This is a genomic window from Methylobacterium sp. J-118, assembly GCF_057836565.1.
Map to the genome: position 1 here is coordinate 2,198,895 of NZ_JBYQFA010000001.1, position 20,063 is coordinate 2,218,957.

Annotated in this window: 19 protein-coding genes; 12 read left to right on the forward strand and 7 right to left on the reverse strand. The window is 70.6% G+C overall.

Annotated features, from left to right (window positions below; all coding sequences use genetic code 11):
- Window positions 1-144: 144 nt before the first annotated feature.
- The gene (locus AC3IF3_RS10605; RefSeq protein WP_489228670.1) at window positions 145-1,509 is read left to right on the forward strand and encodes an 8-oxoguanine deaminase; all 1,365 of its coding nucleotides are present in this window, start codon (window positions 145-147) and stop codon (window positions 1,507-1,509) included.
- A 370-nt stretch (window positions 1,510-1,879) separates the two neighbouring features.
- Window positions 1,880-2,092, forward strand: coding sequence for a hypothetical protein (locus AC3IF3_RS10610; protein WP_489228672.1), 213 nt, complete (start codon window positions 1,880-1,882; stop codon window positions 2,090-2,092).
- 72 nt (window positions 2,093-2,164) lie between these two features.
- Here AC3IF3_RS10610 and AC3IF3_RS10615 read toward each other — a convergent pair whose 3' ends face one another.
- The 5 genes from AC3IF3_RS10615 to AC3IF3_RS10635 form a co-directional block, all read right to left on the reverse strand.
- Complete coding sequence (locus tag AC3IF3_RS10615; protein WP_489228673.1) at window positions 2,165-3,838, reverse strand: formate--tetrahydrofolate ligase; 1,674 nt, start codon at window positions 3,836-3,838, stop codon at window positions 2,165-2,167.
- 500 nt (window positions 3,839-4,338) lie between these two features.
- Window positions 4,339-6,207, reverse strand: coding sequence for a tetratricopeptide repeat protein (locus tag AC3IF3_RS10620; RefSeq protein WP_489215787.1), 1,869 nt, complete (start codon window positions 6,205-6,207; stop codon window positions 4,339-4,341).
- 143 nt (window positions 6,208-6,350) lie between these two features.
- Window positions 6,351-6,947: an RES family NAD+ phosphorylase gene (locus tag AC3IF3_RS10625; RefSeq protein ID WP_489228675.1), complete on the reverse strand. Its 597-nt coding sequence runs from the start codon at window positions 6,945-6,947 to the stop codon at window positions 6,351-6,353.
- Window positions 6,934-7,590, reverse strand: a complete 657-nt coding sequence (locus tag AC3IF3_RS10630; RefSeq protein WP_489228676.1) for an antitoxin Xre/MbcA/ParS-like domain-containing protein — start codon at window positions 7,588-7,590, stop codon at window positions 6,934-6,936. Before AC3IF3_RS10630 ends, AC3IF3_RS10625 begins: the two co-directional genes overlap by 14 nt.
- 102 nt (window positions 7,591-7,692) lie before the next feature.
- Window positions 7,693-9,366: an electron transfer flavoprotein-ubiquinone oxidoreductase gene (locus tag AC3IF3_RS10635; RefSeq protein ID WP_489228678.1), complete on the reverse strand. Its 1,674-nt coding sequence runs from the start codon at window positions 9,364-9,366 to the stop codon at window positions 7,693-7,695.
- A 394-nt stretch (window positions 9,367-9,760) separates the two neighbouring features.
- Between AC3IF3_RS10635 and AC3IF3_RS10640 the strand changes: the two genes are divergently transcribed.
- The 4 genes from AC3IF3_RS10640 to AC3IF3_RS10655 all read left to right on the forward strand — a co-directional run bounded on the left by AC3IF3_RS10640 (window position 9,761) and on the right by AC3IF3_RS10655 (window position 12,536).
- The gene (locus AC3IF3_RS10640; protein WP_489228680.1) at window positions 9,761-10,630 is read left to right on the forward strand and encodes a uracil-DNA glycosylase; all 870 of its coding nucleotides are present in this window, start codon (window positions 9,761-9,763) and stop codon (window positions 10,628-10,630) included.
- Window positions 10,631-10,758: 128 nt separating this feature from the next.
- Window positions 10,759-11,670 carry a KPN_02809 family neutral zinc metallopeptidase gene (gene ypfJ / locus AC3IF3_RS10645; protein WP_489231276.1) on the forward strand — a complete coding sequence of 304 codons (912 nt, stop codon included), beginning with the start codon at window positions 10,759-10,761 and terminating at the stop codon, window positions 11,668-11,670.
- 204 nt (window positions 11,671-11,874) lie between these two features.
- Window positions 11,875-12,141, forward strand: a complete 267-nt coding sequence (locus tag AC3IF3_RS10650; RefSeq protein WP_243965220.1) for an AbrB/MazE/SpoVT family DNA-binding domain-containing protein — start codon at window positions 11,875-11,877, stop codon at window positions 12,139-12,141.
- The gene (locus tag AC3IF3_RS10655) at window positions 12,138-12,536 is read left to right on the forward strand and encodes a type II toxin-antitoxin system VapC family toxin (RefSeq protein ID WP_489228682.1); all 399 of its coding nucleotides are present in this window, start codon (window positions 12,138-12,140) and stop codon (window positions 12,534-12,536) included. The genes AC3IF3_RS10650 and AC3IF3_RS10655 overlap by 4 nt, the downstream gene beginning before the upstream one ends.
- A 38-nt stretch (window positions 12,537-12,574) precedes the next feature.
- Here AC3IF3_RS10655 and AC3IF3_RS10660 read toward each other — a convergent pair whose 3' ends face one another.
- A complete protein-coding gene (locus AC3IF3_RS10660) occupies window positions 12,575-12,835 on the reverse strand; it encodes a hypothetical protein (RefSeq protein ID WP_243965223.1) in 261 nt (86 codons plus the stop codon).
- Window positions 12,836-13,035: 200 nt separating this feature from the next.
- Here AC3IF3_RS10660 and AC3IF3_RS10665 point away from each other — a divergent pair, with 200 nt between their 5' ends.
- Complete coding sequence (locus AC3IF3_RS10665) at window positions 13,036-14,658, forward strand: ABC-F family ATP-binding cassette domain-containing protein (protein WP_243965224.1); 1,623 nt, start codon at window positions 13,036-13,038, stop codon at window positions 14,656-14,658.
- A 149-nt stretch (window positions 14,659-14,807) separates the two neighbouring features.
- Complete coding sequence (locus AC3IF3_RS10670; protein WP_489228684.1) at window positions 14,808-15,287, forward strand: hypothetical protein; 480 nt, start codon at window positions 14,808-14,810, stop codon at window positions 15,285-15,287.
- Window positions 15,288-15,449: 162 nt separating this feature from the next.
- On the opposite strand, the gene mnmE is transcribed toward AC3IF3_RS10670, so the two are convergent.
- Entirely contained in the window at window positions 15,450-16,775 is a 1,326-nt protein-coding gene (gene mnmE / locus AC3IF3_RS10675) for a tRNA uridine-5-carboxymethylaminomethyl(34) synthesis GTPase MnmE (protein WP_489228685.1), read from the reverse strand.
- Between the two features lie 141 nt (window positions 16,776-16,916).
- On the opposite strand from mnmE, the gene bla reads away from it, so the two are divergent.
- The 4 genes from bla to panC all read left to right on the forward strand — a co-directional run bounded on the left by bla (window position 16,917) and on the right by panC (window position 19,896).
- On the forward strand, window positions 16,917-17,795 hold the full coding sequence (gene bla, locus AC3IF3_RS10680) for a class A beta-lactamase (protein ID WP_489228687.1): 879 nt from the start codon (window positions 16,917-16,919) through the stop codon (window positions 17,793-17,795).
- 21 nt (window positions 17,796-17,816) lie between these two features.
- On the forward strand, window positions 17,817-18,305 hold the full coding sequence (locus AC3IF3_RS10685) for a YbaK/EbsC family protein (RefSeq protein ID WP_489228689.1): 489 nt from the start codon (window positions 17,817-17,819) through the stop codon (window positions 18,303-18,305).
- A gap of 292 nt (window positions 18,306-18,597) precedes the next feature.
- Entirely contained in the window at window positions 18,598-18,966 is a 369-nt protein-coding gene (locus AC3IF3_RS10690; RefSeq protein WP_489215807.1) for a hypothetical protein, read from the forward strand.
- 81 nt (window positions 18,967-19,047) lie between these two features.
- Complete coding sequence (gene panC, locus AC3IF3_RS10695) at window positions 19,048-19,896, forward strand: pantoate--beta-alanine ligase (RefSeq protein WP_489228691.1); 849 nt, start codon at window positions 19,048-19,050, stop codon at window positions 19,894-19,896.
- Window positions 19,897-20,063 lie beyond the last annotated feature (167 nt).

Consider the following 20,063-nt stretch of genomic DNA (forward strand, 5'->3'; position numbering starts at 1 on the left):
ACCCGCCGCGACGGAACGGAGCCTGTTCGTACCGCCCCCGGTCCGCGCGGTCCCCGGGACGGTGCTCCCTGGACCGGCCCGCTTGCGGACCGTCCGACCGCTCCGCTACGCATCCCGGGTCGGGCAGAGGGAGCGGTGGAAGACATGGCCGAAGCAGTCGAATCGGGACGCCGCCTCTGGATCCGCGATCCGCGCGCCATCCTGGCGGCGGGCGCGGGGGGCGGGATCGTCGTGGCGGGCAGCCGGATCGTCGAGCTCGTGGCGGCGGGCGCCCGGCCGGCCGCCCCGGTGGACGAGACCTTCGACGCCGCGCGCCACGTGGTCATCCCCGGGCTGATCAACACCCATCACCACGCCTTCCAGACCCTGACCCGCGCCCATCCGATCGCGATCAACAAACCGCTCTTCCCCTGGCTGAAGGCGCTCTACACGATCTGGGGGCGGATCACCCCCGAGGCGTTCCGGCTCGCCACCCGGGTCGCCTATACCGAGCTGCTGCTCTCCGGCTGCACCACGGCGGGCGACCACCATTACCTGTTCCCGAAGGGGCTGGAGGATTCGGTCGACGTCCAGGTCGACGAGGCCAGGAGCCTCGGGATCCGCGCCGCGATCACCCGGGGCTCCATGAGCCTGTCCGACCGGGAGGGCGGCCTGCCCCCCGCGGCGCTGACGCAGGACGACGACACGATTCTCTCGGATTGCGAGCGGGTGCTGAACCTGTTCCACGATCCGGCCCCGGGGGCGATGGTGCAGATCGGGCTGGCCCCCTGCTCGCCCTTCGCGGTGACCCAGCGCCTGATGCGCGAGAGCGCGACCCTCGCCGCCCGCCACGGCTGCCGCCTGCACACCCATCTCGGCGAGACGCTCGACGAGGACGCCTATTGCCTGTCGATGTTCGGCTGCCGGCCGGTGGAGTATCTGGAACAGGTCGGCTGGCTGAACGACCGGGTCTGGCTCGCCCACGGCATCCATTTCAACGACGCCGAGGTCGTCCGGCTGGGCAAGGCGGGGGTCGGCGTGTGCCACTGCCCGACCTCGAACATGACCCTGGCGTCGGGGCGCTGCCGCACCTGCGAGCTGGAGGCGGCGGGCTCCCCCGTGGGGCTCGGGGTCGACGGCTCGGCCTCCAACGACAGCTCGAACCTGATGGAGGGGGTGCGCCACGCGCTGATGCTGAGCCGGCTCACTTACGGAGCGGAGGCGGTGACGCATCGCGACGCGCTGCGCTGGGCCACGGAGGGTTCGGCCGCCTGCCTCGGCCGCACCGATATCGGGCAGATCGAACCCGGCCGGGAGGCCGACCTCGCCCTGTTCACCCTGGAGGAGCTGCGCTTCTCCGGCGCCCACGATCCGCTGGCGGCGCTGGTCCTGTGCGGCGCCACCCGGGCCGACCGGGTGATGGTGGCGGGGCGCTGGCGGGTGATCGACGGGCAGCCGCTCGGGGTCGATCTCGGCCGCCTGCGGGAAGATCATTCGCGGCTGGCGACGGAGCTGTTCGGGGACGCGTAAGTCCCGGTTTCAAAAGGTCTGTAACCCAGCCCTTTTAAGGTGTTTGGCGCAGCGATTTGGGTGAGACGGGCCGCGCTCTCCTCCCCCCTTGCGGGGAGGAGTTGGAGGTGGGGGTGGTTCAGACGGCACCGGTACGCCTCATCCTGGACCACCCCCACCCCTGACCCCTCCCCGCAAGGGGGAGGGGAAAGCGCCGATTTTTTTAAAGCGTTGGCGTCACGTGAAGCCGTATGAATCCGCTTGGCAAAACGTCCCGATCGCGACCCGATCAAACACCTTGAAAGGGCTGGTCTGTGACCTTTTGCGGGTGCCGGGCAGAGCCCTGCGGACGGTTGGGCAAGACATCCGAATCCGATAAGGGATTTCGAGCATGACGATCACCAGACTCACCGGCCCGGAGCCCGATCAGGATACCGGACGCGCCAAGACGGCAGCGGCACCTGTGTGCATCACGGATAGCGGCAAGCCTGGCCACGGCCTGCACGGCCTCGTGGAGGCCTTGGGGTTGCCGGCCGGCGTCGAAGATGTCGAGATCACGTTTCCGCGTTCCAGCGATCGGCCCAGGGCGGCCGATCTGTCCTGACCCCCTGGGACGCCTCCGCGCAGCCTTGATCTGGCCTTCGGAGGAAGGCGGCTCGCGGCCGCCCGCTGATCCTCAGAACAGCCCGTCGATCTGCCCGTCGGCGTCCAGCCGGATCGTGTCGGCGGCGGGCACCCGGGGGAGGCCCGGCATGGTCATGATCTCCCCGCAGATCGCCACCACGAACCCGGCGCCGGCCGAGAGCCGGACGTCGCGCACCCCCACGATATGCCCCTCGGGCGCACCCATCAGGCCGGGATCCGTGGAGAACGAGTACTGGGTCTTGGCCATGCAGATCGGCAGGTTGCCGTAGCCATCCTTCTCGAAGGCGGCGAGTTTTTGGGCCGCCTTGGACTCGATCTGGATGTCAGCGGCGCCGTAGAGCTTGGTGGCGATGGCCCGGATCTTTTCCGCGAGCGGCGCCTCGGTCTCGTAGGCGTGGCGGATCGGCGCCGGCTCGGCCTCGCTGAGCGTCACCACGGCGCGGGCCAACTCCTCGGCGCCGGCGCCGCCCTCGGCCCAGTGGCGGCAGGTGATCGCCTCCACGTCGAGCTTTTCGCGGCACAGCTCCTTGAGCCTGGCATGCTCAGCATCGGTGTCGGCGTAGAAATGGTTGACGCCGACCACCACCGGCAGGCCGAAACCGCGCAGGTTGGTGACGTGCCGGGCGAGATTCGCAAAACCCTTCTCCAGGGCGCCGATGTTCTCGGATCCGAGGCTCTTCTTGTCGACGCCGCCATGCATCTTGAGGGCGCGGATCGTCGCCACCACCACCACCGCCGAGGGGGTCAGGCCCGCCTGCCGGCACTTGATGTCCAAAAACTTCTCCGCGCCGAGATCGGCGCCGAAGCCGGCCTCCGTCACCGTGTAGTCGGCCAGCCGCAGGCCCGCCCGGGTGGCGATCACCGAGTTGCAGCCATGGGCGATGTTGGCGAAGGGGCCGCCGTGGATCAGGGCCGGGTTGCCCTCCAGGGTCTGCACGAGGTTGGGCTGCAGGGCGTCCTTGAGCAGCACCGTCATGGCGCCGGTCGCCTTCACGTCCTTGAGGGTGACGAGCTTGCGGTCCCGGGTCTCGGCGATGACGATCCGGCCGAGGCGCTCCTCGAGGTCAGCGAGGTCCTTGGCCAGGCAGAACACCGCCATCACCTCGGAGGCCACCGTGATGTCGAACCCGTCCTCCCGCGGAAACCCGTTGGCGACGCCGCCGAGCGACTGCGTGATCTGGCGCAGGGCCCGGTCGTTCATGTCGACCACCCGGCGCCAGTGGATCCGGCGCACGTCGATGTTGAGCTCGTTCGCCCAGTAGACGTGGTTGTCGATCAGCGCGGCCGCGAGGCTGTGGGCCGACGTGATGGCGTGGAAGTCGCCGGTGAAGTGCAGGTTGATCTGCTCCATCGGCACGACCTGCGCCTTGCCGCCGCCGGCCGCCCCGCCCTTCATGCCGAAGCACGGCCCGAGGGACGGCTCGCGCAGGCAGATCATGGTCTTCTGGCCGATGCGGTTCAGGGCGTCGCCCAGGCCCACCGTGGTGGTGGTCTTGCCCTCGCCCGCCGGCGTCGGGGAGATCGCCGTCACCAGCACGAGCTTGCCGGGTGTCCTGCCCTCGAGCCCGGCGATGTAGCCGTGGTCGAGCTTGGCGATGTGCTTGCCGTAATTGTGGAGCGCGTCATCCGGGATGCCGAGCGTCTCGGCGACCTGCGCGATTGGCTTCAGGGTCGCGGCGCGGGCGATCTCGATATCTGACGGCATGGGCCTTCCTCCCTGGCTCCCGGATACGGCGCCGGTCCGCCGGCCGGGGCCGGGCGAATCCTCCGCCGTGCGGGTTTGTTACGCGGCCGGGCTGCGGCGAGGCTGCCCAACATCTGGCCGCGCATTGTGCGTCAAAGCCGGAGAAAACGCCCGTCGATTTTTATGAGGGGGCGGACAAAATACTCTTGTCGATACGGACAGGCCTGGGCGGGCCGGGGCGCAACAGTGCCGCCATCCTGGTGAGCCGGCGGGCGCACCGTTCGGACTTCGGATCCGCGTGTCCGGGCAGGACGAGATCACTCGCCGAAAGCGGGCGCGCTCCTTCCCCCTGCGGAGGGGGGCTACGATGTTCACAGATCGTGGTCTGATCGAGGGGATGGCCAGACCCAGGCGCGTCTCCCTCCCCCGCAGAGGGGGGAGGGAGGGAACCGGAGCGATCGCACCGGTCGAGAGCCGGATGGGGAGCCGTGGATCGGATGATCGCCGCCCGACGATCCCGCTCAGCCCCCCGACTTCTTGGCCTTATCGGCCGCACCCGGCGCCTCGTGCGGCTGGGGCGCGCCCTTGGGCAGTTCCGGGTTCTCGGCATTGTGCGGGGCGGCCACCGGGGCCGGCGTGGTCTCGGCGGTGGCGGTGGGCTTCTCGATCTCCGGCAGCCCGTCCTTGAGCTTCGCGTTGATCTGCGCGAGGTCGTCCGGCTCGGGGTTCAGGTCCTTGGCGTGCTGCCACTGGAACTTGCCCTCCAGGCGCCGGCCCGCGCGCCAGTAGGCGTCGCCCAGGTGGTCGTTGATGGTCGGGTCGCCGGGCTTCAGCTCGACCGCCTTCTCCAATTCGCGCACCGCGTCGTCCCAGCGGCCGAGGCGGTAATAGGCCCACCCCAAGCTGTCGACGATCATGCCATCGCGCGGGCTGGCGTCGACCGCCTGCTGCAGCAGCTTGAACGCCGCGTCGATGTTGGTGTTCTGGTCGACCCAGGAATAGCCGAGGTAGTTCATCACCTGGGCCTTGGCGGCCGGCTGGCTGGCCGGCACCAGGGCGAGGGCCTTCTTCAGGTCGGCCTCGGCCTTCGGCCATTGCTTGGCGCGCTCGTAGGCGGTGCCGCGGAAGTAGTAGGTCGTCCAGTAATTCGCCTGCGGCCGGTCGCCGATCAGATCGATGGCGCGGGTATAGGTGGCGGCGGCCTCCTCGTACTTCTTGCGCGCCCGCTGGACGTTGCCCAGCGCCGTGATCACGTCGATGTCGTCCGGATGGGCCTTCATGGTCGCGTCGAGATGCGCCAGCGCCTCGTCGGCCTTGCCCATCTGCTCCAGGTTCAGGCCGATCTGGATGTCGGCATTGAGCTTGAGCGGGGAACTGGCCGGGATCTGCGCGTAGGCCTCGTTGGCGCGCTCCGGCTGCTTCATTCGGTCGAGGGTATCGGCGAGCGTCAGCCGGGCGAGGGCGTGGTCGGGGGCGAGGTAGAGCGCCAGCCGCAGGTAGATCACCGCGGGCAATTCGTCGCCCTGCGTCGAGCCCGCCGAGCCCAACCCGTACAGCACCTCGGCGGCGCCCTCCTGGGCGTTGCCGATCAGCCGGGCCAGCGGCTTGCCGTCCTTGAGCTTGTCCAGGGCGTCGCGGACCAGCGGGTGCCGGGGCGAGAGCTGGTCGAAATCGGAATAGGCCTGGATCGCCAGGTCGGTGCGGCCGAGGCTCGCCTCCATCCGGGCATAGGCGTCGACGATGCGCAGGGTGTTGCGGTCGGCCTCGTAGGCGGCCTTGAGGCGCCGCTCGGCCTCGGCATTGTCGCCGGTGACCGACGCGATCAGGCCCGCGTGGTAATCGCGGAACGTGTTGTAGTAGCGCTCGCCCCGGAGCTTGTTGACCGTCTCCAGCGCCTTCTTGCCGTCGCCGGCCCCGGCATACGACCAGGCGGTGAGCAGGGTCGCGGTGAGGTCGGTCGCCGCGCCCCGGCCGCTGCGGGAGAAGTTCTGGCGGGCGGCGGCCCATTGGCCGGCCTTGATCTGGCGGACCCCGAGGGACAGGTTGGCGAGCCCGTTGGTCGGATCGCGGGCGATCAGCTTCTCGGCGGCTCGGAACGCGTCCGGCAGGGCGCCGTCGGCGAGCAGCGAAATGAAGGCGCGCTCGACCAGCTCGGCGTTGCGCGGATCGGCCTTGACCGCCTCGCGGTAGAAGGTCGCCGCCGCCGCCGTGTCCCGGGCGGCGCCCGCGATGTAGGCGGAGAGGAAGTTGCCCTCGAGCGAATCCGCGGGCTCGTAATCGAGCACCGGGCTCGATTCCCGCGGCTGGGCGGCGAGCGCGATCTGCGGGAGCCCTGCGGCGAGCAGCAGGGCGAGCGCCGAGACGCTCCGGCGGGCGCGTGTTGTCATCATGAACCGATCGCGGCTCCTGGGCGCCGGGCCCCTCCGAGGGCCGGGCGCGGGAATGGCGGGGCGTCCCCGAAAAATCGCTGGGGACACTGAACCCATCCCGCCAGCCCCGCAAGGCGAAAGGATGGCGCGGGGGCCGCCCGGTCTCAGGCGGAGATCACCAGCTCGACGGCCAGGCTGCCGAGCACGCTCGCCAGGGACGCCTCCTGCAGCACTTCCGTGACGGGCTCCGCCCGCAGCGTCGCGACCGCCCGGTCATAGACGGCGCAGCAGGCCGCACCGGTCAACCGCGAGCCGTACAGGATGCCGTTGGCATCGCTCGTCGCGTGGATTGCGCGGCTGAGACGCGGACCGTCGCGATGGACCTTGGCGCGGCCGGCATCCGTGGAGATGCCGAGGCGCAGGAGGCCGGTGGTCCGCAGGTCGATCACGGTCAACGGCCGGGCCGCTCTCACCCGCGTCACGCCCCAGCGCGCGATCTCCGCCGCGCCGATCCGGCGCCGGCGGCGATTCTCGAACCGGTCGCGGATCAGCGTCTCGGCTATGCCCGTCGCCAGGTCCACGGCGAGGTAGAGGACTTCGAAACCGTCGTCGGGACTGGAGAAGCGCGACCGGCCGAACCCCATGCCGAGGGGCGTCGAGCGGTAGGCCAGGGGCGTCACGCGGTGGTAGCCGACCGGCTGAAAGGCGATCGCCAGGCTGGCGAGGACCGCCAAGTCCAGACGCAGCTCACGCGAAGTCATCGCGGGCCGCGTCGATGACGGACGCGACCCGTCCCCGTTTCAGGTCGTCGAGCGGCGATCCGCCGCGCGCATACGGCTCGACCAGCCAGAGCCAGGCGGTGCGCGGCTCGCCGATGATCGCCAGCACCGCGGCGAGCCCGGCGACCGGCCGACCGTCGACGAACTGGGCGAGGGGGAACAGGTGCTTGCGCGTCCCCGTCAGCAGGCCCACGACCGCGCCGCTGCGCCGCCAATCCTGGAGGGTGGATCGCGCGATCCCGAGGCGGGCGGCGAGTTCGCCCGCGCCCGCGAGGGGGCCGGCCCAGTCTTCCAGCGTCAGGGGACGGACAGAGGTCGCCAGCCGCTTCAAGCCGTGCTGGCGATCGATGGTCCCGCCCGTCGCCGCGCCGTGGCTCACTTCGACAGGGCTACGCGGGTTCAGGATGATCGCGCGTGGCGGCGCGGCGCCGGCCGATCCCGGACGCGGACCTTCGGCCTCCAGATGGTCCAGCAGGGCGTGCATGGCCCGGACGGCATCGCCCTGCTCGACCGCCCGGCCGACGGCCGCCATGACACCCGCCGCGTGCTCCAACGTGGCCGGCTCCGCCGCCGGATTGCGCCTCTGAAGCATGGCCAGCAGGTCGTCGGACCGGATGTCGAGCATGTCCCAGCCGGTCGCGGAGTCCCGTGTCAGGGCGGCAGCCCCCAATCCGCACAATCTCGTGCGGATTGTGCGGATTGTCCAGATCGGTCGAGACGATCCCCCTCACATGTTCGGATAATTCGGCCCGCCCGGCCCCTCCGGCGTCACCCAGTCGATGTTCTGGTTCGGGTCCTTGATATCGCAGGTCTTGCAGTGGACGCAGTTCTGCGCGTTGATCTGGTAGCGCACCCCGTCCGAGGCGGCCGCGTCCGCCACCCATTCGTAGACGCCGGCCGGGCAGTAGCGGGACGAGGGGCCGCCGTAGACGTCGTGCTCGGAGTGCTTCTGGAGTTCCAGGTCCCGGACCTTCAGGTGGGGCGGCTGGTCCTCCTCATGGTTGGTGTTCGACAGGTAGACCGAGGAGAGCCGGTCGAAGGTCAGCTTGCCGTCGGGTTTCGGGTAGGTGATCGGCGTCACCTCGGAGAGCGGCTTGAGGCAGGCATGGTCGGGCTTGCCGTGGCCGAGCGTCCCGAACGGCGAGGCACCGAGCAGGCTCGCCGCCCACATGTCGATGCCGCCGAGGCCGACGCCCACCAGGGTGCCGTATCTGGACCAGAGCGGCTTGACGTTGCGCACCGCCTTCAGGTCCTGCCCGATCGGGCTGTCGCGCCAGCCGGCCTCGTAGGCGGTGAGCTCGTCCCCGGCCCGGCCCGCCTTCAGGGCGTCCGCGATGGCGTCGGCCGCCTGCATCCCGGACAGCACCGCGTTGTGCGAGCCCTTGATCCGCGGCACGTTCACGAACCCCGCCGCGCAACCGACCAGGCAGCCGCCCGGGAAGACCAGCTTGGGCACCGATTGCCAGCCGCCCTCCATGATGGCCCGCGCCCCGTAGCCGATCCGCTTGGCCCCCGCGAAGGTCTCGGCGATCAGCGGATGGGTCTTGAAGCGCTGGAACTCCTCGAACGGCGACAGGGTCGGGTTCTCGTAGTTCAGGTGGGTGACGAAGCCGACCGAGAGCAGGTTGTCATCGAAATGGTAGAGCCAGGAGCCGCCCCCGGCCTTGTTGGGCAGGGGCCAGCCCATGGTGTGGCGCACCAGCCCCGGCTCGAAGGTCGAATCCGGCAATTGCCAGAGCTCCTTCACGCCGAGCCCGTACTTGAAGTGGTCGCTGTGCCGGTTGAGCGAGAACCGCTGGATCAGCCCCTTGGTCAGGTTGCCGCGCGCGCCCTCGCCGAACACCGTGTACTTGGCCCGCAGCTCCATGCCGCGGGTGTAGTCCTCCCGCGGCTCCCCCGACCGGCCGATGCCGAGATCCCCCGTGGCGATGCCCGCCACCGCGCCGTTATCGTCGAACAGCACCTCGGAGGCCGGGAAGCCCGGATAGATCTCGACGCCCAGCGCCTCGGCCTGCGCGCCCAGGTATTTGCACACGTTCGAGAGCGAGCCGACGAAATTGCCGTGGTTCGACATGAGACGCGGGAAGAACACGTTCGGCAGGGTGATGCCGCTGTTCTTGGTGAGCATCATGAACTCGTCGCGCCGGACCTCGGTCTTGAGCGGCCGCTCCGGATCCGCGCGCCAATCCGGCAACAGCCGGTCGAGGCCGCTCGGGTCGATCACCGCGCCCGACAGGATGTGGGCGCCAACCTCCGAGCCCTTCTCCACCACGACGACGGCGATCTCCTCGCCGATCTCGGCGGCGCGCTGCTTCAGGCGGATCGCGGTGGCGAGGCCGGCCGGGCCGGCGCCGACCACGACCACGTCGAAATCCATGCTCTCGCGTTCGGGCAGCGCCATCCGCGCCTCTCCTTGTTCTTTTGTCAGGGCCGCCGCGGCGACCCTCATGCTGCCGTCTCAAGCGATTCCAAGCTGGAAAGGCAAGTCGCCGACGCTCACGCGCAAGGCAAAGTTCCCTTTGCCGCACCGGAGGGGGTACAGGGTGCTCCCATCCACCCCCTCATCCTGAGGTGCGGCGAAGCCGCCTCGAAGGAGGCCTCCAGGGATCGCGCGGCTGGCTGGAGGTCTCCTTCGAGGCCTCCGCTGCGCTCCGGCACCTCAGGATGAGGGGGTGGATGGGAGGATCCGTATCCGGGGTCGCCGGCTCCGCGCTATTCGGTCACGCAAGTCCTTGCCACCCGGAGCGATTCGGCGAGTTGTCCACAGGCCCCGGCAATTCCACATGATTGTCACCATGCCGAGTCCCACCGACGCGCAAGCCGACCTGATCGCCTATCTCGATTTCCACGTGGAGGCCGGGGCCGACGCGGTTCTGGACGAGCGGCCGCATGACCGCTTCGGCGAGGCCGACGCGCCGGCGCCGACCCTGCGCAGGGTGGCGCGCCCGGCGCCCGCGCCCCGGCCGGACGACCAGCCCCGGCCGCTGGTGCCGCCCCCCGGTTCGCCGCCCCCCGCCGCGACGCCGCGGACCTTCGGCCGGGCCGCCAGCGCCCAGCCCGACGAGGCGGCGAGCGATGCCCGGGCCCGGGCGCGCGGGGCCCGGAGCCTCGACGAGCTCGAAAAGATCCTGGCGGAGTTCGATGCCTGCCCGCTGCGCTTCACCGCCAAGAACCTGGTCTTCGCCGACGGCAATCCGGAGGCCCGGGTGATGTTTCTCGGGGAGGCGCCGGGGGCCGACGAGGACCGGATCGGCAAGCCGTTCATGGGCCGCTCGGGCCAGCTCCTCGACAAGATGATGAAGGCGGTCGGGCTCGACCGGTCGAGCGCCTATATCGGCAACATCGTGCCCTGGCGGCCCCCGGGCAACCGCAACCCGACCCCCCAGGAGGTCGCGGTGTGCCGGCCCTTCGTGGAGCGCCAGATCGAGCTGGTCGACCCGGACATCATCGTCTGCCTCGGCGCGCCCGCCACCCAGACGCTCACCGGCACCAAGGACGGCATCCTGCGGACCCGCGGGCGGCTGTTCCCGTACACGCTGCCGACCCGCGAGGTGAGGCTCCTCGCCACCCTCCACCCGGCCTTCCTGCTGCGCCAGCCGGTGCAGAAGCGCCTGGCCTGGCGGGATTTCCGCGCCCTGCGCGCCCTGCTCGACGGGAAAGCTTGACCGCGGACGCGGAACCGGCTCTCCCCTCTCGCCATTAGAGCTTCGGTCCCGCCGGCGGGACAGAGCGACGCAGAGCAGATTCTCGCCGGCCCGTGACGGCCGGCGCAGCACCGATGGCGGGCCCGACCATGCGCTGGGAAGATCTACGCAGCTCCGACAATGTCGAGGATCGCCGGGGCGAGGGCGGCGGCGGGGGCGGCATGGGCTTTCCCGGCGGCGGCGCCGGAGGCCTCGGCATCGGCACCATCGTGGTGCTGCTGATCGTCAGCTACTTCACGGGCATCAACCCGGCGATCCTGATCGGCGGCGCCGAGCGGATTGGCGGTGGCGGCGGCCAGCAGGAGCAGCCGGCGGATCCGCAGAGCCAGGCCCGGCGCCGCCAGGCGCCCACCGACGAGAGCGGCAAGTTTGCCTCCAAGATCCTGGGCAACACCGAGGACGTCTGGAGCCAGATCCTGCCGCAGCAGACCGGCAAGCAATACACCCCGACGACGCTCGTGCTCTACACCGGCGGCACCCGCTCGGGCTGCGGCTCGGCCCAGGCCGCGATGGGCCCGTTCTACTGCCCGCTCGACAAGAAGGTCTATCTCGACACCGGCTTCTTCAAGGAGATGGCCTCGAAGTTCGGCGTGAAGGGCGATTTCGCCTATGCCTATGTGATCGCCCACGAGGTCGGCCACCACGTCCAGGACGTGCTCGGCATCCTCGGCAAGGTCCAGGCCCGCCAGCAGCAGGCCTCGAACAAGACCGAGGCGAACGCCCTGTCGGTGCGGATCGAATTGATGGCCGATTGCCTCGCCGGCGTCTGGGCCAAGAACTCCAACGACAAATACGCCGAACTCGACCAGGGCGACATCGACGAGGCCCTGAACGCCGCCGCCCAGATCGGCGACGACGCGCTGCAGAAGCGGTCCCAGGGTTACGTGGTGCCGGATTCCTTCACCCACGGCTCCTCGGCCCAGCGCCAGCGCTGGTTCTCAGCCGGCTACAAGAGCGGCCAGACCAAGGCCTGCGACACGTTCCGGACGGCGGACAACTGAGGCTGGCTCAGGGCTTCCGCGAGCGTAGCGAAGCGAGGACGGCGAAAGCTCCCCGTCCAGCGTCATCTTTCACCTGCGGCTCCAGCGAAGGGCTTAGCCGGGACCTTCTGGCCCCCCTCCGGCATCCTGGCGACAGGGCTGCCGGCTTGACGCGCATGTCATTTCGCATTCCCGTTCGATCCAGTCCGACTCATGGAGTGCGCGATGGCGTCCCTCGCCGTGACGGCGAACGGACAGGTCACCCTGAAACGTGACCTGCTACGACACCTCGGCATCAAGCCCGGGGAGCGAATCGACTTCGAGAAACTGCCCGGTGGTGAGTTGCGCGTGCGGGCGGCCCGGCCGTCCGGCACGATCGACAAGTTCCTCCATGCCCTCGATGGAAAAGTGACGCTGGATAAGCCGCTGACGATCGAGGCGATGAACGCCATTGCTGAAGCGGGCTGGTCCGGCGCGCCGGACGACGCATGAACATCGCCGTCGATACCAACGTGTTGGCCCGGGCGATTCCGATGGACGATCCTGAGCAGGGCCGCACGGCGCGGAAGCTGCTCACGGATGCGACCACGATCGCGATCCCGTTGCCGTGCCTGTGCGAGCTGGTCTGGATCCACCGGCGCGGGGCCAAGCTCGCGACCGCGGATGTGGCATCCGCGCTGCGCGCGTTGCTCGAGACCGGGAACGTCACCATGAACCGGTCCGCCGTAAAAGCCGGGCTCGGGTTGCTCGAGGCCGGCGGCGACTTCGCCGACGGTGTCATCGCTCATGAAGGCCGCTGTCTCGGCGGCGAGACCGTTGTCTCGTTCGACCGGGCGGCTGTAGCGCTGCTGTCTCGGCAAGGAGAAGCGGCGCGGCTTCTTTCCTGAGTGCGGAGCCGGTCGGAGAACCTCCGACCTGGGAGAAATCAGCCCCTGCTCAGCCGCTTGGCGTTGGCCTGGACCTTCCGGCGGTAGTTGCGGATCACCTTGCCGTTCGAGGCGCCCGAGGCGACCATCAGGGCCGCTTCGCTCGCCGCCATGATCTTCTCCGTCACCATGCGCTGCGCCTCGATCTGCGCGGCCGGGCCGCCCACCGCGAACATCGCCATGCGCTGGACGATCACCCCCTGGGCCTCGAAGCCCAGCATGGCCATGTCGAGGCTCGTCTTCCACCAACCGAACAGCATTGCGTTTCTCGTCTCGAGGATCTCGGCCCGACAGGCGGGGGCCGGCTTTTAGAAAACGATGATGCCCAACCGAAGGCGTCGCGCAGGGCAACGGCTCTGCCCGCGCTTGGCTCCCGGCCGTCCGACCCCGGCTTCGTCTTTGCGCCGTCTCGGTCCATGCCGTAAGCGGCCCGGAGCGACCTCCCCCGGATACGGCCTTCATGATACGCCTGGACAAGATCACCAAGCAGAACGGGCGGCAGCTCGTCTTCATCGAGGCCTCGGCCGCCCTCCAACGGGGCGAGAAGATCGGGCTCGTGGGTCCCAACGGGGCCGGCAAGACCACCCTGTTCCGGATGATCATCGGCCAGGAGCAGCCCGACGAGGGCCAGGTCTCCGCCGACCGGGGCATCACCATCGGGTATTTCAGCCAGGATGTCGGCGAGATGGCCGGCCGCAGCGTCGTCACCGAGGTGATGGACGGTGCCGGGCCGGTGAGCGCGGTGGCGGCGGAACTCGCCGAGCTCGGCGCGGCGCTGGCCGACCCGGACCGGGCCGACGAGATGGAGGCCCTGATCGAGCGCTACGGCGAGGTCCAGGCCCGGTTCGAGGAGCTTGACGGCTACGCCCTGGAGGGCCGGGCCCGGGAGGTGCTCGACGGCTTGAGCTTCAGCCAGGCGATGATGGAGGGCGATGTCGGCGCCCTCTCGGGGGGCTGGAAGATGCGGGTCGCGCTGGCCCGCATCCTGCTGATGCGCCCGGACGTGATGCTGCTCGACGAGCCGTCCAACCACCTGGATCTCGAGAGCCTGATCTGGCTCGAATCGTTCCTGAAGGCCTATGACGGCGCCCTGCTGATGACCTCGCACGACCGCGAGTTCATGAACCGGATCGTCACCAAGGTGATCGAGATCGACGGCGGCGCGCTCACCACCTTCTCGGGCGACTACGCCTTCTACGAGGGCCAGCGGAAGCTCAACGAGGCGCAAGCCCAGGCGCAATTCGATCGCCAGCAGGCGATGCTCGCCAAGGAGATCGCCTTCATCGAGCGGTTCAAGGCCCGGGCCTCCCACGCCGCCCAGGTCCAGAGCCGGGTGAAGAAGCTCGACAAGATCGAGCGCGTCGAGCCGCCCCGGCGGCGGCAATCCGTGGCCTTCGAGTTCCAGCCGGCGCCGCGCTCCGGCGACGACGTCGTCATGCTGAAGGGCGTGCACAAGCGCTACGGCAGCCGCACGATCTACGAAGGCCTCGACTTCTCGGTGCGCCGCCGGGAGCGCTGGTGCGTGATGGGCATCAACGGCGCCGGCAAGTCGACGCTCCTGAAGCTCGTCACCGGCACCACCGCGCCGGATGACGGCTCGGTCACGGTCGGCGGCAGCGTCAAGCTCGGCTACTTCGCCCAGCACGCCATGGACCTGCTCGACGGCGACCGCACGGTGTTCCAGACCCTGGAGGAGGCGTTCCCGCAGGCGGGCCAGGGCTCGCTGCGGGCGCTGGCCGGCTGCTTCGGCTTCTCGGGCGACGACGTCGAGAAGCGCTGCCGGGTGCTCTCGGGCGGCGAGAAGGCCCGGCTGGTCATGGCCCTGATGCTCTACGACCCGCCGAATTTCCTGGTGCTCGACGAGCCGACCAACCACCTCGACATGGGCACCAAGGAGATGCTGATCGCGGCGCTCGGCGCCTACGAGGGCACGATGCTGTTCGTCTCCCACGATCGGCATTTCCTCGCGGCCCTGTCGAACCGGGTGCTGGAGGTGACCCCGGAGGGCATCCACCAATATGGCGGCGGCTACACCGAGTATGTGGCCCGCACCGGCCAGGAGGCGCCGGGCCTGCGCAGCTGAGGATTCCCGGTCCCGCCTGGATCCGCGGCGCTGTCGCTGCGCAGGACGCGCGCGGAGTCCCCCGACCGGACGCCCTGCGGCGGGCATGCCGCTATCGCCGGGCATGGGCCCGCGCTAGGCTGCATCGAAACGGCCCTGCGTGAGACGTCGTGCGACGCCTGCTGAAATTCCTCCACACGATGGGCGCCGCGGGCGTGCTGGGGGCGATGGCGGCCCTGGTGGCCATGCTCAGCGTCGCCCCGGCACCGGCGGCCCTGCCCGGCTACGCAGCCGTGCGGGGCGCCATGGGGGCCGTCGCCACCTGGGTGTTCCTGCCGTCCCTCGCCCTGTGCCTGATGTCCGGCCTGCTGGCCATGGCGCTGAACCGCGCCTTCGTGGGCGCCGGCTGGGCCTGGATCAAGCTCGCCACCGGCGTGCTGATGTTCGAGGGCGGGCTGGTCTACGTGCAGGGGCCGATGCGGCGGGAGGCCGAGCAGAGCGCCCGGGCGCTCGCCGGCCTGGTCGATCCCGCCGCGCTGGCGGTCTCGCTGCCCGGGGAGCGCGGGACGCTCTGGGTCCTGCTCGCCGTCTCCGCCGCCAACGTCGTGCTGGGGATCTGGCGGCCGCGGGTCTTGCGGATCCCGACCTAGGGTGGGGTTCGTGGCGCTCGGTCGAGGGCGTCTTCCCTCTGCGGGGACCAGGGGTGGGGGTGTGCAGGATCGCGCGTGACGGTGCCCTCTGCGCCACGGAAGCCTGCCTCACCCGTGTCGCCGATGCCCGTCTTCGTCGCATCAATGCGCCGGCTAACGAAACTATTTGCCGATGCAGAACCCGGCGAACAGCCTGTCGAGCACGTCCTCGACGCCGACATGGCCGCCGACTTCGCCCAGGGACCGGACGGCCAGCCGGAGATCCTCCGCGGCGAGTTCCGGCAGGGCCCCGACCCCAGCGAGCAGCCGGTCGAGATGGGCCAGGCAGGCCTCCAGCGCGGCCCGATGGCGCGCCCGGGTGATCAGGGCGTCGCCGGCGCCGAGGCCGGCTTCCGCCGCGCCCTGGATCGCGTCGACGAGCGCGTCCAGGCCGGCCCCGGTCCGGGCGGAGACCGCCAGCGCGCCGGGGGGGACTCTCGATAAGGAGCCGGCAAACAGATCGGCCTTCGTGAGCACGGTCAGGGTCCGGATCCCGGACTCGCCGAGATCCGGTCCGGTCCCGTCCGGGGGCACCAGGGCCAGGACGAGATCCGCCGCCGCGATCCGCGCACGGCTGCGCAGGATCCCCTCGGCCTCGACCGGTTCGGCGGTGGCGCGCAGGCCCGCGGTATCCACCAGGAGGACCGGCAGGCCGCCGAGATCGAGCCGCACCTCGAGGGCGTCCCGGGTGGTGCCGGGCACGTCCGACACGATGGCGACCTCCCGGCGGCTGAGGGCGTTCAGCAGGGTCGACTTGCCGGCATTGGGCGCGCCCGCCAGGACCACGACGAACCCCTCGCGCAGGCGCTCGCCCCGGCGGCCGTCGTGGAGTGCCGTGGCGATGTCCCGGTGCAGGGCCGCCGCCCGGTCGAACAGGGCCGCGTCGAGCCCGGCCTCGTCGACATCGCCCTCATCGGCGAAGTCGAGGGCGGCCTCGGCGGCGGCGAGGCAGTCGATCGCCTCGGCCCGCCACGCCTCGACCTGGCGGCTCAGGGTGCCGTCGAGCTGGCGCAGGGCCTGGCGGCGCTGGCCCTCGGTCTCGGCGTCGATCAGGTCGGCCACCGCCTCGGCCTCGGCCAGGTCCATCCGGCCGTTGAGCACCGCCCGGCGGGTGAAGGCGCCCGGACCGGCGGCCCGGCACCCCGGCATCCGGGCGAGGGCGGCGAGCACGCCCATCCGGACCGCCACGCCGCCATGCAGGTGCAACTCGGCCATGTCCTCGCCGCTATAGGTGTCCGGCCCGGGGAACCAGGCGACGAGCGCCCGGTCGAGCTCGGTCCCGTCGACCGGATCCCGGAGCGTCCGCAGGGACAGCCGGCGGGGGGACGGCAGGCCGCCGCACAGGGTCGTCACGACATCCCGCGCGGCCGGTCCGCTGATGCGGATCACCGCGACGGCCGCCCGGCCGAAACCGGTGGCGGGGGCGAACAGGGTTTCGGTTTCGGTCATGGCTGCAGCGTCGCGCAAGCTCTGCCTTTTTCAGGTCGCGGGCGGGTGTTTCACGTGAAACAGGCCAGCCCCCTATACCCCATCCCGAGGCCGGGCCGATCCCGTTGGACGCAGAACCGTCGAGAGCCGATGGAGGCCAGGATGCACCCGACGCGCCGCACGCTCTGCCGCAGCCTGCTCGCCGCTCCGTTGATCCTGCCGAGGCGGAGCGCGCTGGCCGGGGCCGAACCGGAGATCGGGACAATCGAGCACCGCGTCGGCGGCCGGATCGGCGTCGCGGCCGGATCGGCGGATCGGATCCTGCTGCGCCACCGGGCGGATGAGCGCTTCCCGATGTGCAGCACCTTCAAGGTTCTGGCCGTCGCGGCGGTGCTGGCGCGGGTCGAGGCCGGCCCCGAGACCCTCGACGCGATGGTGTCGTACGGCGCGGGTAACCTCTTGAGCTACGCCCCGGTGACCCGGAAGGCCCTGGAGGCGAGCGGTGGCACCGGGCGGCTCTCCGTGAACGACCTCTGCGCCGCAGCGGTCGAATGGAGCGACAACACAGCGGCCAACCTGCTGCTCGCGCGCCTCGGCGGTCCCGAAGGCCTGACCGCTTGGCTGCGGCGCATCGGCGATCCCACCACCCGGCTCGATCGCAACGAACCGGACCTGAACAGCGCCCGCCCCGGCGACCCGCGCGACACCACAACCCCTGAGGCGATGCACGCGACCCTCGGCCGGATCCTCCTCGGCTCGGTTCTGACACCGGCCTCGCGCGAACGGCTGGAGGGCTGGATGGTCGGGGGCCAGACCGGCTTGAAGCGGCTCCGGGCCGGCCTGCCCCAGGACTGGACCGTCGGCGACAAGACCGGAACCGGCGACAACGGCACAGTCAACGACGTGGCGATCCTGCGGCCGCCGGGGCGTGCGCCGGTGATCGCGGCCGTGTACATCACCGGCTCCCCGATGCCCGCGGCGGCGATCGAATCGGCCCATGCCGAGATCGGCCGCCTCATCGCCGCGCGGGTCACCGCCTGAGGCCGATTCCCCGACGACGCCATGGCCAAATCAGCCCCGAAGACCACCCGGGCGACCCAGGCCCTCGACCAGGCCGGCCTGCGCTACAGCCTTCACGCCTACGATTACGATCCCGATGCCCCGCGCATCGGCCTCCAGGCCGCGGAGGCGCTGGGCGTGCCGCCCGGCCGCGTGCTGAAGACCCTGATGGCGGCGGTCGACGGGCGCACGGTCTGCCTGCTGGTCGCCTCCGACCGGGAGGTCTCGATGAAGCGGGTCGCGGCCGCCTTCTCGGGCAAGGCCGCCGCGATGCTCAAGCCCGCCGACGCCGAGCGGCTGACCGGCTACCATGTCGGCGGCATCAGCCCGCTGGGCCAGAAGCGCCCCGTTCCGACCGCGATCGACGCCGGCTCCCTCGGCGATCCGGGGGCCGAGATCCACGTCAACGGCGGCGGACGGGGCCTGCAGATCCGCCTGATCGAGGGGGATCTCGTCGCCGTGCTGAAGGCGCTGGTCGTGCCGCTGACCTGAGGGCCGAAAGCATCATGTCGAACGGACTTCCCATCCAACCCCCTCATCCTGAGGTGCGGCGGGAGCCGCCTCGAAGGAGCCCTCCAGCCAGCCGCGCGATTCCTGGAGCTCTCCTTCGAGGTCCGCTGACGCGGTCACCTCAGGATGAGGGAATGGGATGGGATCATCCGAAAAGGCCGCCCCACAGCGCCGTTCCGCCGGGGACGCGATCGGATGTGGCTCAAGCCGCCAGGTAAGCCCCCGTTTACCTTGCTTCGCCACGGTGCTGGCCTGCGACGGAAATGGGAACGGCATGCGGATGATCGGGCGCAGGGGGACGATGGCGCTCGGGTTCGCCCTGCTGCTCGCCGGCCCCGGCGCGGCCGCCGACCTCGCCGTACGCGGCCCCGTCCCCGGTCCCTACGGACCGGAAGTCAGTGCCCGCCTGCGCTTCTTCCCGCGCAGCGACGGCGTCGACCGCCCCCCGGTCTACGCCATCCGGACCCGCCCGGTGCCGGCGGGATGCACGCCGAGGCGGGTGCCCGTGCCCACCAACGCGCCGGACGATCCCAGCTATGTTGGCTCCGAATACGGCCTGTCGCATCCGAGCTATTACGGGTTCACGCCGCCCCTGGGGGTGGACGATCCCAACGGGCGCTCCCTGCTGCCCTATTGTCCCTGAGCCGCCATCCCCCGGGACCCGGATTCCCCTCCCCCGCCCCATGTTCTAGACGGACGGTCCCGCCCCTCCGGAGCCCGTCCCGTGTCCGATTCGGTCCCTCAGCGCTTCAGCGATCGCGCTGCCCTGCACCGGTGCGTGGCCGGGTGGTGCGCAGCGGGCGAGCGCGTCGTCCTGGTCCCGACCATGGGGGCCCTGCATGCCGGGCATCTCGCCCTGCTGGCGGAGGCCCGGCGGATCGGCCGGCGCGTCGTGGCGAGCATCTTCGTGAATCCGACCCAGTTCGGACCCAACGAGGATTTCGCCCGGTACCCGCGGGATCTGGAGGCCGACCTGGCCCTGCTGGCCGAGGCCGGGGCCGATGCCGCCTGGACGCCCGATGTCGAGACCATGTACCCGCCGGGCTTCGCCACGCGGATCGAGGTGGCGGGGCTGTCCGAGGGGCTGTGCGGCCCGTTCCGGCCCGGCCACTTCGCCGGGGTCGCCACCGTGGTGACCAAGCTGCTCAACCAGGTTCGGCCGGACGTCGCGCTGTTCGGCGAGAAGGATTTACAGCAGCTCCGGGTGATCCAGCAGGCGGTGGCCGACCTCGACCTCCCGGTGGAGATCCGCGGCGTTCCGACCCTGCGCGACCCCGACGGCCTCGCCCTGTCGTCGCGCAACCGCTACCTGACGCCGGAGGAGCGCGGCGCCGCGCCAAAACTCCACGCGGTGCTGGCCGATATCGCCCTCGCCTCGCGCAACGGCACCGGCGTCGCCGGGCGGATCGCCGCCGGGCGGGCCGCCCTGGAGGCGGCGGGCTTCCGGGTTCAGTACCTCACCGTCTGCGATGCCCGGACCCTGGCGCCGGTCGAGCGGGTCGAGGGCCCCGCCCGGGTCCTCGCCGCCGCCTATCTGGGCCGGACCCGGCTCATCGACAATCTCCCGGTCTGAAGCGCGCCCGTTGCCGCGCAGGATCGCACGGCGAGGCCATCGGGTGGATTCCAAAGGGATCATCCCTTTGGCGGGGTCCCGGGGCGGAGCCCCGAGGATCTCGCAGGGGGCGCCCTGCCCCGCGAACGGTCCCGGACCTTCCGAAACCCGCATGATCCAAAGCCGTG